Here is a 13425-nt window from a genome sequence, read left to right on the forward strand (position 1 = left end):
TTGTATAGTCAGGCATAGTATGAATGTGAACCGCACCGTATGCTCATTTAGGTTCGGCGCGATACTCACGTAAAAATAAGATAGTGCTATCGTAAAGGATATTGGTCCAATTAAAAAGACATGTATCAGAATATACGACAGCTCATGACGTGCTTATGCTGGCTTTTATAGACTTTACTTACTATGTTCTCGTACGTGGCTTTTATAGATAAAGTTAAGTATAGTAAACCTAACATTTGTTTTTTTGTTTTTAATAAATATCTCAGAGTGACAGTGCCAAATTAGTGACAAGAATGAGCGCATCTCGACCGAGCAGTGACAAAGAGGGAGCTTGCCATAACTTTACGCCGCTCACTGAGCCAGTTAATGCCCTTGAGAGACACACATGAGCGGAGTTTTATTATGTAAATGTTGTGACTAAAATAAAAGAGATACCGTGGGTAAAATTCCGTGACACGGCCAGTTTTTGTTAATATAAATAATTGATATTAATGAAAATATCAGTCGTCAAGCCAGTTTGAGAACTCGTGTAACAATCTTTTGTATTGAGTAGTCTATATAAAGTGTGTATGTTAATGAACAAAGGGCTATTTACCACTATATTGTTTGCTCATCACCCTACGACTATATCGCAGCCTTACTTACCATCACGATGGTGAGACTGCGCTCTGATTTTTCGTCTGTTTATCACACTGTGATTTGTATGAGTTAACGGTAATGTATTATTACTAGGAGAGAAAAGATTATGGAAAATCAAGGTAACCTTATTCGTCGCAACGACAAAGTATGGCTCAAAACATACGAAAAACTTGGCATTCAGTATGATATCGATATGCCACCAGCCAACACCTCATTGATTGATATCATTGAGCAAAACTTTATCAACCATGCAGGAAAAACGGCGTTTGTCTGTATGGATGTTAAGCTATCTTTCGAAGAGTTGGATCTCTATAGTAAACAAGTTGCCGCTTACCTTCAGTCATTAGGACTACAAAAAGGCGATAAAGTGGCAGTGATGATGCCTAATATTTTACAGCTGCCAGTTGCGGTGCTAGGGGTGCTACGTGCTGGAATGACATTGGTCAACGTCAACCCACTTTATACCACCAAAGAGCTGTCACACCAGTTAAAAGATTCAGATACCAAAGTTTTGATTTTACTTGAGAACTTTGCCAAAACTTATGAAGATATTGGTCAAGACCTCGTCGATCATGTCGTAGTTGCCTCAATGGGTGACATGATGAGCCCGCTCAAGGGTTTTATCGTCAATGCCGTGGTACGTCACGTCAAAAAAATGGTGCCTGATTATCATATCAAAGGCAGCGTCAAGTTCAAAAAAGCAATGAACCGTTTTTCTGCTAAAAGCTATAAACGTCCTAATAACATCAGCCTCGATGATGTCGCTGTACTTCAGTACACGGGCGGTACGACAGGGGTGGCCAAAGGCGCTATGCTAACGCATGGTAACTTGGTGGCTAACCTGATCCAAAGCGATACCTACTTAGGCGATGCTTTTGACAAGTTTGAGAAGAGTAATGAGCAGCCAGTGATTATGACGGCTCTGCCGTTGTATCATATTTTCTCGTTTACGGTCTGCGGAATGTTTGGCCTATATCGTGGTTGTATCGGTCTGCTAGTACCAAACCCACGTGATCTACCAAGCTTGATCAAAGCATATAAAGACTATCCACCTGCGTTTTTCCCAGCAGTAAATACCTTGTTTACCGCGCTTGCCAATAACGAAGAATTCCAATCGCTAGATCATAGCAAGCTTGAGATGTCCATGGGTGGCGGTATGGCAGTACTCAAAGACACGGCGACTAAATGGGAACAGGTCACGGGCAATATCATCGTTCAGGGCTATGGTCTGTCAGAGACCTCGCCAGTTGCCTCAGCAAACCCACATGGTACGGGCGAGTTCTCAGGAAACATCGGTCTGCCAATGCCTGCCACTGATATGGCTATCTTGGATGAAGAAGGCAATGAAGTGGCCTTGGGTGAGCGTGGTGAGATTAGTATCCGTGGCCCGCAGGTGATGAAAGGCTACTGGAAGCGTGAAGATGCGACCGCTGAAGTCATGACTTCGGATGGTTACTTCCGTACTGGCGATATTGGCGTGATGGATGAAGACGGTTACTTTAAGATTGTCGATCGCAAAAAAGACATGATCTTGGTCTCTGGCTTTAACGTTTATCCAAATGAAGTAGAAGACGCCATGTCGACACATCCAAAGATTTTGGAATGTGGTGTGATCGGTATTAATGATGAGAAGAGCGGTGAAGTACCGAAAATTTACGTGGTACGTAGTGACGCCAGCCTGACTGCTGATGAAGTCATCGCTTACGGTAAAGAAAACTTGACTGGCTACAAACGTCCTCGCCATGTTGAGTTCATTGACGAGCTACCAAAATCTAACGTCGGTAAAATCTTACGTAAAGACTTACGAGCACTCGAAGAAAAAAACCACGGTTAATCTACGAAGGCTTATCTTTAGATAGGATTTTATCACTGGCTATTTATAAATACCTCTATGATTGATTGGTACTTGTAATATGCCGAGTAAACAGATTTAGTTATTGTTATAACCAAAATGATAAGGTTGCCTCGTGCTGCCTTATCATTTTTTGTCTTTGTGCTGGTTGTGAATAGTGGGGCATAAGGAGTATAGATAGAGAATTTTTAGTAAAACTGCTATAGTGCCAGCCAAGAGGTTTTTGCATTTATTTATAATAGAGTGATGATTTTACTCAATATGACTTGCAAAGCGATTATGATAAAAATGATATAGCTACGCTGACCTGTGAGCTCATTTAATACGATTTCACCATGCTGTATCAAACATTACACAATCAAAAAAACAGAGTTTTTATATACAGTATTCTATGTTTTTAACAGTAATATTTAGGGAAAATTATGACGGACAATATCAATAAAGAGACAACAGACAATAACGCTGGCACCAGTGATAAAGGCAATGCATCTGAGTATATTTATCAAGACAATGCATTTCCTACTATGCCGAGCATCGCCAGTGATAGTCCATGGTTGAGCGCTTATGAGCGTTATAGCATTGATGCTACGATTGAGATGCCAGAGGACAGTACCTCTTTACTTGATGTGTTTGAGCGTAACTTTAGCCGTTATGGCCAAAAAACGGCCTATATCTGCATGGGCGCCTCGATTAGTTTTAAGCAATTGGACCTATATAGCCGACAGATTGCCAGTTATTTGCAATCGCTAGGGTTGGTTAAAGGCGATAAAGTTGGGGTCATGATGCCCAACCTCTTGCAGTATCCAATCATCGCGTTAGGCGTCATTCGAGCCGGTATGATACTCGTCAATGTAAACCCTTTATATACCAGTCGCGAATTGTCCCATCAGCTCCATGACAGTGGTGCCAAAGCCTTATTTATCGTTGAGAATTTTGCGAAAACCTATCAAGATGCCGAAGACAAAGGGCAGATTGAGCATGTTGTCGTCTGTAAAATTGGGGATATGCTGGGTACGGTCAAAGGGGTCGTGGTCAACCTCGTCGCTCGTCATATCAAAAAAATGATTCCTCCTTATCGAATCCCAAATAGCGTGAGCTTTAAGGAGGCATTGGGCGCAGTCTCTGCCAGTAATTATGAACGTCCTGAGTTGAACTTGAGTGATGTGGCATTACTACAATATACAGGCGGAACGACAGGCGTGGCGAAAGGAGCAATGCTGTCTCATGGCAACTTAGTCGCCAATATGCTACAGGTTAGTGCACTGATGAATAGTGCGTTCGAAGATGACATAGACAGTAGAGATGTCATCTTGACGGCACTGCCGTTGTATCATGTGTTCTCATTTATGGTATGCGGTATATGTAGTATGTACCAGGGTTATACAGGCTTGCTTATTCCTAACCCGCGCGATCTCGATGGGCTTATCAAAGAGATGGGTAAATACAAACCTTCTTTTATCCCAGCTGTGAATACGCTATTTAATGGCTTGGTGCACAAAGACAGCTTTGCAGACCTAGACTTCTCTAATCTAAAAGCTTCTATCGGCGGTGGTATGTCCGTATTGCCGAGCGTTGCCAAAGAGTGGCATAAAATCACGGGTCTACCTATCGTTGAAGGTTATGGTTTATCTGAGACGTCACCAGTAGTCGCTTTCAACCCAATGACCATCGCAGAGTTTACTGGCAAGATTGGTATTCCTGCACCTAGCACCGATGTCGTGCTCATCGATGAAGAAGAAAATGTCGTAGCGCTGGGTGATCGCGGTGAGATATGCGTCAAGGGTCCACAAGTGATGATTGGTTATCAAAACCGTCCAGAAGAAACGACCGAGTCTTTTACCGCTAGTGGCTACCTAAAAACCGGTGACATTGGCATCATGGACGAAAAAGGCTTTATCAAAATTGTTGACCGCAAAAAAGACATGATTTTGGTATCTGGTTTTAACGTCTATCCAAATGAAATCGAAGAAGCCATGAGTGAGCATCCAGCTGTGGTAGAGTGCGGTGCCATTGGTGTGCCTAATGATGAGCGCGGTGAAGAGCCAAAACTATTTGTAGTCAAAAAAGGCGATGTCACCGAAAAAGAGCTGCTTGAGTACGGCAAAAAACAACTGACTGGCTATAAGCGTCCGCGTCACATACAGTTCGTCGACGAATTACCAAAGTCGAACGTTGGCAAAATCCTACGTAAAGAATTGCGTAAGATGGAAGGATTAGAATAGATTCTATCGTCCATTATTGCCTAACTGACGGCGCGATGGCGGGTGTGAATCTTGCTATTGCGCCGCTGTCACGTTAGGATATCTTAAGATTTTAGTCTACCAAATACCTGTCGGTCTGCTCATTAGCCACTGATAGCGTACTTTTATGACACTGCTTTTATAATATTGTACTAGGAATTTTTATGCGTATTGACAATCGTGAGCTTGACCAACTTCGCTCTATCAGCTTTGAGCGCCACTATACTAAGCATGCTGAAGGGTCAGTATTGGTCAGTTTTGGCGATACCAAAGTGCTATGTACGGCCAGTGTCGAATCTGGTGTACCACGCTGGCTCAAAGGTAAAGGTAAAGGCTGGATAACCGCCGAATACGGCATGCTGCCACGCGCAACCAATACCCGCAATCAACGCGAAGCGGCTCGCGGCAAGCAGTCAGGCCGTACGCAAGAAATCCAGCGTCTGATCGGTCGTAGCTTACGTGCCATGATTGATTTAAGTAAGCTTGGTGAAAACACCATCTATCTTGATTGCGATGTGTTGCAAGCGGATGGTGGTACTCGTACAGCCAGTATCACTGGTGCGGCAATTGCGCTGATTGATGCATTAGAGACTATCCAAAAGAGCAAAAAACTCAAAGCAGATCCGCTGATTGGACTGGTTGCTGCGGTTTCTGTTGGTATGAAAGATGGTGAAGCCTATCTGGATCTGAACTACGAAGAAGACTCTAGCTGTGATACCGACCTAAACGTTGTGATGACTCAAAAAGGTGAGTTTATTGAGCTTCAAGGTACTGCTGAAGAAAAGCCATTCACTCGCGCTCAAGCAGACGCTATGCTGTCATTGGCTGAGACAGGCATTGCTGAATTGATTAAAATGCAGCAGACTGCACTTGGCTGGTAGTCTAGTATTTAGATAAAACTTGCTGTCTTTATTTTTAGTTTTAATAACTGCCTGTTAGTCTCTGATAGGCAGTTTTTTCATAAAAAATACTTTTTACATTTCGCAATAGGTAACAATGCATGCTCAAGCTGACTGATGATGGCGCTAAAATCACCTTACAGGGTCAGCCAAATAATGCTGACAACGGTATGTTTTGGTTTGGATCTGCATTACTGATAGGGGCGGTGGCAGTCGCTATGGCAATGAGCTTATTGTCTGAGCGATTGGCTATTGGTGCGCTGGCACTGCTTATCGTCGGTAGTTTTATTTTTAACAAAAAACGTCAGCAGCATAAAAAAGCCATGAGTGGCATGATTAGCAGTGGTACATTGTGGGTGCGAGCTGATGAGCTGGTACATGACAATCTAGGCAAACGTGAACATATTCACTTGACTGACGACGATAAAGTTATGCTTATCGGTGATGGGCTGCAGATTGTCGATAGCAGTGATGCACGCAAATATCATATTACTGGTTTTGAGAGTGCCCAAGAGGCGAAAGTAACTAAAGCCATATTAGAAGGGCAAGCACTGACAAAACGCCACGTAAATATCAAAATGAGTAGTGACTAGTATTTTTACGCCCCAGTCGCTTGATTCATCAGAAAGTCACTCCAGTCTCTATCCTATCTAACACTACTGCGCTTTATCTTATTTGACTCTTCTGAACGCTCTTCTTTATTATGACCATTCGTCATGATTTTTATACCGTCTATCGCCAATCTAAGGTGAATAGTTCTTGCAGATGCTTGTCTAAATGGTTTATAAGTAAGATTGCAAAATTCAGTCTTTACTATTATCCATACTGTCATTGATACTTTTTTGATCAGGAGTTAGTCATGTCGCGTTTGCCTATGTCGTCAGTCGCAGCGTCGTGCAGTTTATTATTATTCACTTGTAGCATCATCGGACAAGCCCATGCAGATAGTATGAGTGCCCTTATCGCTCAAAAGTCCGTCCAGTCTAACTCTAGTGCGCGCTATACATCTTCTTATCCAGCAGTTCCCTCAGTCAAAGTCAGTACACACTCTACCATTCAACGTGCTAACTCATCTCGAAGCTATGCAGAAGTTTCGCCAACGTATAACAATTACTCTAATACGAGCAATGATGGCAATCAATCAACGATGAACAGCACCTATCGTTACCCTGAAATCCAGCGTCAGTCACCTACCGTGTTGCCAGCATTTTTATCAGGGAGTTACGACAATGTCGATAGCGAGTATTTACCGCTACTGAGTAGTGCGGAGACGCAAAGCAGTATGGCTGCCCGCGAAGTGGTCAGCATGGCACGTAAAATGGCACTGAACGAGCGGACGATTATCAAAGGCGGCTGCTGGGATTATTTGAATGCGGTGTTTAATCGAGCGGGAGTTTCGCGTAATACCATACACAAAGGCACGTATGCGCAAGGCCCTTATGCTAGTAGCAGTGAGATTGAGGCAGGTGACTGGCTTTATTATATCAATCATGGCTACAATGGCATTGAGCACAGTGGACTATTTGTCGGTTGGGTCGATGAGCGTGCTAAGCAAGCATTGATATTAAGCTATGCTGGTGAAAACCGTCGTGAGCCGGCGCGTTATCGTGTTTATGATTTGAGCAATGTCTATCAAATCATGCGCCCTAGTGTTTGATCTATAATATTTGGTAGAAAGTCCAAAAAACAAATAAAAAAGCGTCCGTCACTTATGGAAGTGGCGGACGCTTTTTATTGGTATGTCATCAGTTATAAGCATTTCGGCTGGATTTTAGAATGGTTTAACGACCACTAAAATGACGATAATCACTAAGGCAAAAACAGGCACTTCATTAAACCAGCGCCAAAACTTATGAGATTTATAATGAGGGTTATCAATCAGCTTTTTGCGATAAAATCCGCAAGCGCCATGATAGCCTGATAGCAGTACGACCAATAATAGCTTGACGTGTAGCCAGCCTTGGGTTTTATAAACATCCCAGCCCAGTCCTAACATCCATAGACCGAATATCCATGTCGCTATCATCGATGGCGTCATAATACCGCGATACAGCTTGCGCTCCATAATAGTAAAGCGCTCTTGGCTGATGCTATCGTCACTCATCGCATGATACACAAACAGACGCGGCAAATAAAATATCGCCGCAAACCAGCATACCATCGAGATGATGTGTGCAGCTTTAATCCAGTTAAAATAATCTGCCATCATTTAATCTCTTATTATCAGCCGTGTAATATTAGGCTATTTTCATACATTCTTGTTAGCCGCGCACAGTCGAACTAATCGGCCAATACCATTTGCGATTGATGACCGCTCATCGCATCCATCACAGGCAATACTTTGGGCGCTCTTGGTGCGGCAAACTGCTTGGTGAGACCAAGCTCACGCATGAGTCTATCGTCGCCTGATTGACTGGCATTACCAGTGGTTAGCAATTTGTCGCCATAAAAGAAAGAATTAGCACCCGCCATAAATGCCAAGGCTTGCTCTGAATCTGATAAGCTTTCACGGCCAGCAGACAAACGCACATAACTAGTCGGGCAGCAAATACGCGCCACGGCAATGGTACGAATCCACTCTAGCACTGATAACTGGCCTTCTGCCAATACTTTATCACCAATCGGTGTGCCCTTAATCGGGACTAGCAGGTTAACAGGAATCGACTCAGGGGCTTTAGGCATTTTTAGGAGCTCATGCACCCAATCAATACGGTCATCACGGCTCTCACCCATACCGACGATGTTACCACTACAAACATTGATACCAGAGTTGCGTACGTTTTCGATGGTATCTAAGCGCTCATCATAGCTACGCGTGCTGACGACTTGCTCATAATAGCTGCGTGAGGTGTCTAGGTTATGATTGTAATAATCCAGTCCTGCATCCGCGAGTTGCGTCGCTTGATTGGTATCGAGCATACCTAACGTCATGCAAGTCTCAAGTCCTAACGCTTTTACTTCTTTGATGAGCTCGACCACATAAGGCATGTCTTTGGCGCTTGGGTGTTTCCATGCAGCACCCATACAGAATCTTGATGAACCGGTTGCCTTGGCACGTTTGGCCGCAGCAATGACTTTATCCACTTCTATGCGTTTTTCTGCCTGCAGTTTCGTCGTATCGCGATGATGACCTGATTGTGAGCAATAGCCACAGTCCTCAGGACAGTTACCTGTCTTAATAGACAGTAGCGTACTAATTTGTATTTCGTTGGCGACAAAGTGCTCTCTGTGAATGGTTTGGGCTTTTAACAACAAGTCCATCAAAGGCAAATCAAACAACTGAGCGATGTCGTCACGACTGTATGTGTGAGTATCAGGCTGGTTAAGTAGGTCAGTTGTGCTATCGGCGTTTGGTTCAGAGATGCTAAGCAATCCTGCCATAAGGTAAATCCTTTTATAAAATTAAATGGTATCAGGTAATATCAATGTATTTGTCTATTGTCATTTATAAGGTAATAAAAAAGGTTGCCGTATAGTATACCGCAACCTTTTTAGAAAATCAGAACACTGCTAGAGAGTATGTATAAATGTCACAATAGCGCATATAAATAGTAACTATCTATTTGATCCTATTTCAACCATTTTACCAGTGAATATCATGCAATGCATTACTCGTTTATAAGAAAGGATCAGCTATTTACTTACCCAATTTATGCTTGGCAAAACCCACCCAATGCTCAGCAAACTTCTGTGCTTTGTACGCATAAGGCTTGGCTTTTTGGAGGTATGGTTTACACTCTTCTGGTACGGCTGGCACGATATGCTTAGCAAGTTTGTTAAACCACATCATTAGGCTATAGTCACCCTCAATACTTAATTTGCCTTCTTGCACGGCAGTCATAAATGCAGGCAGGCTGCCTTTGGTTAATAGCTTGACGCCCGTCATAGAATCTTTGAAAGTAATGGTCAAATCTGCTTCTTTTGCATGACCACTTTGTTGACTAAACTGTCCGTTATCAAAGCGAAAAGAACGCGCGATATCAGATTCGGTGCTGGCAAACTCAATCGTGACATTACGATCAGCAAAGAGTGCTTTGACGTCTTCGTTATCGCTATCAGCGAGCATCGACAGACGATAGCCAACCACGGCCAACAACGCGTCTAATGGGTCAGATTTGATATCTAATACAGGAATAGTGAACATAGTGGAACTCCTAAAGGTAGGGCATAAGAATAAAGCGTACTTTATACCAGTTTTTATGATAAATATATAACTAGATTATAAACTACTGAGTGATTTCAACTCTTTAGGATTTAAGTAGAAAGCGTTAAGTATCTTGTAACATTAAATGTCACTGTTATGGATAGGGTATTCATATCAATATGGCAATTTCAATGAAAGCGCGGCTTATAATCATCATCGTAAACAGGTGTATGTTCGACATAGCGAGCCGCTTCCAACTCGCGCTGCCGACTGACTGCATGACTCACATCCTCGTAGCGTAATGCTCGGTATAGTACCCAGCCTGCCAAAGGTAACCAGCTGATACCCATCGCGATGACATAACGATGCCATTCCGAAAGCGCAGACAGCATCGGACGACCTACCAAGATATTCTGTATCATCTCAACAGCCAACCAGTAGACCATACCACCAAACAGATATAGCAACAGCCAGCGCTGCGATGATAGAGCGAGCGCCACGATCATACCTGCTAGCAAGCTATAGCCTAGCCATGCCGCGTTACTCCACGTCTCTACGCCAATAAAAGAAAAAATAGTCATTGCCATCATTCATCTCGCTATTCATAAGGTGAACTCCAATGAGACTATTATGAAAGGTTGCTGAGCAAAGCTAAAGAGGCGCTAGGCGACTTTGCGACAACCGTTGACGTTTGATTTTTTAGATTAAAGTTGCTTTTTTTTGGATAGCTTTTACAATTTTTGATCGTTAGCTGGTAGGCTAAGCGCCACAAAAAAGGGTGCTTATTTTGGGGAGGGTAGGAGCCGTTATAATGGTTTAAACAAAAGCTTTTTAATCAGATGTTTTTATACAGGGGTGACCAACAGTTAAGCTTTATTGGTCCGTCTGCCCCACCAAGATAGTAACGACACCAAAATAGCACCGAGTAGCATAAGACCAACTGTGGTCAGCCACTGCGGACCAGTAGGATACTGCCATGGCATAACGTTATTGACCGCTTCGCTGTTAAGAGCACCTAATACATCTACTTTCCACGGCCATACCTTGACCAAAGAGCCGGCAATAAAACCGGTCAGTAATGCCAAGGTGGCTTGATAGTAGCGGGCTAATAACCATTTTAGAGCACGGGTGAACAATAACAATCCAGTTGCCATGCCCGCCATCACAGTCAATAGTACTGTAAAGTTGAGAGTATGTACGGCTTCCAATACGGTGTCGTAGGCACCTAGTAACAACAATATAAAAGACCCTGAGACCCCAGGCAATATCATGGCGCAAATCGCAATCGCGCCTGCAAAAAATAAGTACGGTAAGCTAGGTGTCGCCGCGAGTAATGGCAGACTACTAATGACCACAGCAGCAATAAGTCCCGCAGCAAACAATGCCACACGTCCTATATTCCAGCGTGTAATCTCACTTAATAAGATAAATACCGTTGCGACGACTAATCCAAAAAAGAATGACCAAATAAGCAGCGGCTGATTATCCAGCAAATATTTAATGATGCCGGCCAAGGTAGCAAAACTCGTCGCAATACCAAGTATCAAACACAATAAAAATGTCGCATCAACCTGTCGCCAAACCGCAATCAGTCCTTTGATTCCGCCGTCTTGTCGAAATATCTGCCAAAGGTTGGGGCCAATGCTACCGAGTGCATTGATCAGGCGCTCATAAATCCCTGCAATCAGTGCAATAGTGCCACCAGAGACACCCGGGACGATATCAGCAGCGCCCATCGCCATGCCTTTGACATAAACCCCAAGCAGCTCTTTTGGGTTATCCGTATGCGCAGGAACAGAGGCAGGGACAGGGACCGTGCTTGCGTCTAATGGCTGCGCTGCTGACGGCTGGTTTGGCCGTGGAGATTGTGGTGCCGTCATGAACAGTCCTTTATTATTTGAGAGTAAGTGTTATCTAAAAATAAATATTTGGCGTTATTTCAACTGAGCGTAGTTAAAAATTAAAGCAACATCATTTTATGAAACATGCGCTAACGCATAAAAGCTGGATTAATGAGCAGACATTAACCCAGCTTAGCGGATAATCTAGAATACTTAACGATTACTGAGTAGGAGCGAGCGCTGGATAGCCAAGCGCATAAAGCGTTCCTTCAAGTCCTGTCACATTGATCGCCGCATCGGCACGTGCTTGCACGATGGGCTTGGCATGATAGGCCACTCCTAAATCAGCAAGCGCCATCATCGGCAAATCATTAGCCCCATCACCGACACAGACCACTTGAGACATCTCAATACCTAAGCGCTCAGCAGTATGCTCGACGATAGCGGCTTTTTTGGCACCATTTATGATGGGCAACTGTATGTGACCCGTCACTTCGCCTTCTTCGATGTCTAAGGCATTGGCATGAACTTCGTCAATGCCCAATTGCTCAGCGATATAGCGGGCAAAGTAGGTGAAACCACCTGACACCAGTACAGTATGATAGCCCAATGCTTTTAACGCACTGATGGTGGTACGGGCACCGACTGATAACGTCAAGCGGTTGCAAATATCATCAAGCACATCGGTAGAGATACCTTTTAATAAGGCCACGCGCTGAGCAAATGATTCATCAAAGTCAATTTCACCGCGCATCGCCGCTTCAGTAATGGCCTCGACTTGCTCACCAATACCAGCCGTTTTTGCCAGTTCTACAATGACCTCTTGTTCAATCAACGTCGAATCCATGTCAAAACAGGCAAGCTTGTGAGTACGTAGCATATGACCGACCGATAGGATGTGACAATCGACGATATCTAGGTTGCCTGTACTATCCGCGCTGCGCGTGCGGTTGTATTCTTCAGATAAGTCATGGCGCAGACGAGTGGTCAGCTGATCATCAATGATGTGAGCAGCGGCGGTTTTTTTGCCAGGGTGCATCAGCGTGTCTGTCACAGGTACCAACAAATAGCGGTATACTTGAGCATTGGTAAAGGGTAGACGCTGTGCATCGGCTGCCGTTGGCTCTGTATCAGAAACCGTAATATTAACAAAGCTCGCCTCAGTATCCTCAGCGACCGTCACCAAATGCCAGCTTGGCTGTTCATCGACCCAAGACTGAACATATTGATGAATGTCCATCGCTGATACTTGAGTAGGCAGCACGACGATAAGCGCAAAAACAGGCAGCGACTGTAGCGCATCAAAATCTCGCAGATTGGTATCATCAGGTAATAATTCTGCAATAGAGTCGACGGCTTGTTGCCATGCTTTGCTGTCTTTTGGTAACGAATAAGATGTATTTTTTGGCATGGCTCAATTGTCCCTTGTATGCTCATATAAGATTGGGAATAATAACAGTTTTACTGAGCAGCGCCTATAGATGACATGCAAAGTATCATGGGTGTCCAAAAATGCTTATCAGCGCGTAAAGTCTGCTGAAATGCAACAAAGTTATTATGATAAATTTATAAATCGACTAACGCTATAAGACTTATTATGGTGATATAGTAGATGACTTAAACTGACCACTTGGTAACGATGCTGTGGCAAAAATAGCAGCGATAATCATGAGGCAGCGCGCGATAGTATCATCGTTCAAATTTAGCTAAATAAATGAGTGTCATTCTACGTAGTAGCATTTTATATGATGACTGATTTCAATGAAATACTATCGATTTTCCGTGAATATCGATCAATATTCGCACATTA

At 43.6% G+C, this 13425-nt stretch carries 11 protein-coding genes; 5 read left to right on the top strand and 6 right to left on the bottom strand.

All coding sequences use genetic code 11. The features are described from left to right. Positions 1-745 precede the first annotated feature (745 nt). From ACTXGK_RS17380 to ACTXGK_RS17400, 5 genes are all read left to right on the top strand, one after another. Complete coding sequence (locus ACTXGK_RS17380) at positions 746-2473, top strand: AMP-binding protein (protein WP_443515981.1); 1728 nt, start codon at positions 746-748, stop codon at positions 2471-2473. Positions 2474-2913: 440 nt separating this feature from the next. Further along, on the top strand, positions 2914-4713 hold the full coding sequence (locus ACTXGK_RS17385; RefSeq protein ID WP_443515979.1) for an AMP-binding protein: 1800 nt from the start codon (positions 2914-2916) through the stop codon (positions 4711-4713). A gap of 182 nt (positions 4714-4895) precedes the next feature. Next, positions 4896-5612: a ribonuclease PH gene (rph, locus tag ACTXGK_RS17390; RefSeq protein ID WP_201602350.1), complete on the top strand. Its 717-nt coding sequence runs from the start codon at positions 4896-4898 to the stop codon at positions 5610-5612. A gap of 119 nt (positions 5613-5731) precedes the next feature. Then, positions 5732-6223, top strand: a complete 492-nt coding sequence (locus ACTXGK_RS17395) for a hypothetical protein (RefSeq protein ID WP_443515977.1) — start codon at positions 5732-5734, stop codon at positions 6221-6223. Positions 6224-6489: 266 nt separating this feature from the next. After that, a complete protein-coding gene (locus tag ACTXGK_RS17400; RefSeq protein ID WP_443515976.1) occupies positions 6490-7287 on the top strand; it encodes a hypothetical protein in 798 nt (265 codons plus the stop codon). Between the two features lie 114 nt (positions 7288-7401). Here ACTXGK_RS17400 and hemJ read toward each other — a convergent pair whose 3' ends face one another. The 6 genes from hemJ to serB form a co-directional block, all read right to left on the bottom strand. Next, entirely contained in the window at positions 7402-7836 is a 435-nt protein-coding gene (hemJ, locus tag ACTXGK_RS17405; RefSeq protein ID WP_201602341.1) for a protoporphyrinogen oxidase HemJ, read from the bottom strand. 74 nt (positions 7837-7910) lie between these two features. Next, positions 7911-9011, bottom strand: coding sequence for a biotin synthase BioB (gene bioB, locus ACTXGK_RS17410; protein WP_443515974.1), 1101 nt, complete (start codon positions 9009-9011; stop codon positions 7911-7913). Positions 9012-9267: 256 nt separating this feature from the next. Continuing rightward, positions 9268-9774, bottom strand: coding sequence for an SCP2 sterol-binding domain-containing protein (locus ACTXGK_RS17415; RefSeq protein WP_075106708.1), 507 nt, complete (start codon positions 9772-9774; stop codon positions 9268-9270). A gap of 188 nt (positions 9775-9962) precedes the next feature. Further along, positions 9963-10355: an AciT family ciprofloxacin tolerance protein gene (aciT, locus tag ACTXGK_RS17420; protein WP_443515973.1), complete on the bottom strand. Its 393-nt coding sequence runs from the start codon at positions 10353-10355 to the stop codon at positions 9963-9965. Between the two features lie 285 nt (positions 10356-10640). Further along, the gene (locus tag ACTXGK_RS17425) at positions 10641-11654 is read right to left on the bottom strand and encodes a DUF368 domain-containing protein (protein WP_443515971.1); all 1014 of its coding nucleotides are present in this window, start codon (positions 11652-11654) and stop codon (positions 10641-10643) included. A 181-nt stretch (positions 11655-11835) separates the two neighbouring features. Beyond that, positions 11836-13026 (bottom strand): phosphoserine phosphatase SerB, encoded by a 1191-nt coding sequence (gene serB / locus ACTXGK_RS17430; protein WP_443515969.1) that lies wholly within the window; start codon positions 13024-13026, stop codon positions 11836-11838. Between the last annotated feature and the right edge of the window lie 399 nt (positions 13027-13425).

It is taken from the genome of Psychrobacter sp. T6-5 (assembly GCF_052258485.2).
Taxonomy (GTDB): Bacteria; Pseudomonadota; Gammaproteobacteria; order Pseudomonadales; family Moraxellaceae; genus Psychrobacter.

Excerpts from the sequence above, each read along its gene's own strand:
- ACTXGK_RS17380 (WP_443515981.1), top strand. The coding sequence starts at position 746 with ATGGAAAATCAAGGTAACCTTATTCGTCGCAACGACAAAGTATGGCTC.
- ACTXGK_RS17385 (WP_443515979.1), top strand. The coding sequence starts at position 2,914 with ATGACGGACAATATCAATAAAGAGACAACAGACAATAACGCTGGCACC.
- rph (WP_201602350.1), top strand. The coding sequence starts at position 4,896 with ATGCGTATTGACAATCGTGAGCTTGACCAACTTCGCTCTATCAGCTTT.
- ACTXGK_RS17395 (WP_443515977.1), top strand. The coding sequence starts at position 5,732 with ATGCTCAAGCTGACTGATGATGGCGCTAAAATCACCTTACAGGGTCAG.
- ACTXGK_RS17400 (WP_443515976.1), top strand. The coding sequence starts at position 6,490 with ATGTCGCGTTTGCCTATGTCGTCAGTCGCAGCGTCGTGCAGTTTATTA.
- hemJ (WP_201602341.1), bottom strand. The coding sequence starts at position 7,836 with ATGGCAGATTATTTTAACTGGATTAAAGCTGCACACATCATCTCGATG.
- bioB (WP_443515974.1), bottom strand. The coding sequence starts at position 9,011 with ATGGCAGGATTGCTTAGCATCTCTGAACCAAACGCCGATAGCACAACT.
- ACTXGK_RS17415 (WP_075106708.1), bottom strand. The coding sequence starts at position 9,774 with ATGTTCACTATTCCTGTATTAGATATCAAATCTGACCCATTAGACGCG.
- aciT (WP_443515973.1), bottom strand. The coding sequence starts at position 10,355 with ATGACTATTTTTTCTTTTATTGGCGTAGAGACGTGGAGTAACGCGGCA.
- ACTXGK_RS17425 (WP_443515971.1), bottom strand. The coding sequence starts at position 11,654 with ATGACGGCACCACAATCTCCACGGCCAAACCAGCCGTCAGCAGCGCAG.
- serB (WP_443515969.1), bottom strand. The coding sequence starts at position 13,026 with ATGCCAAAAAATACATCTTATTCGTTACCAAAAGACAGCAAAGCATGG.